The sequence below is a fragment of the Mesorhizobium sp. M7A.F.Ca.MR.148.00.0.0 genome (assembly GCF_003997735.1).
Lineage (GTDB): Bacteria > Pseudomonadota > Alphaproteobacteria > Rhizobiales > Rhizobiaceae > Mesorhizobium.
The window spans coordinates 1-289 of sequence record NZ_RZTB01000527.1 but is presented as its reverse complement, the minus strand read 5'-3'; the positions used below and the strand labels follow the sequence as shown (position 1 = coordinate 289).

The window sequence follows — 289 nt, the reverse complement described above, 5'->3', positions numbered from 1 at the left end:
GCCGGCAACACCGCGCGACACCATCGCCGGGCCGCTGGCCGGTTCGATCGACCGCCCGGCCTTCATCCTCACCATCGGCAAGAGCCGCACGGCCCTGCCTGGACAATTCACACTGGAGTGGAACCCCGATGAATGCGCATTCGACGAAAGAGCGGGCGACGAAGGAGCAGGTGGGGAAAGAAACCGGCCAAAGAATCCTGTCCCTGTGGTTTCCCTATCTGGCGGCGGAAAGGGTCCTGCGCCAGCGTCTGGGGCGGTCCTGGCGTTCCCGGCCGTCGGATCACCTCTC

General features: G+C 65.7%; 1 pseudogene. It reads left to right on the top strand.

Going from position 1 to position 289, the window contains the following annotated elements:
- A pseudogene (locus tag EOB49_RS38485) lies at positions 1-289 on the top strand (hypothetical protein); the annotation flags it as partial.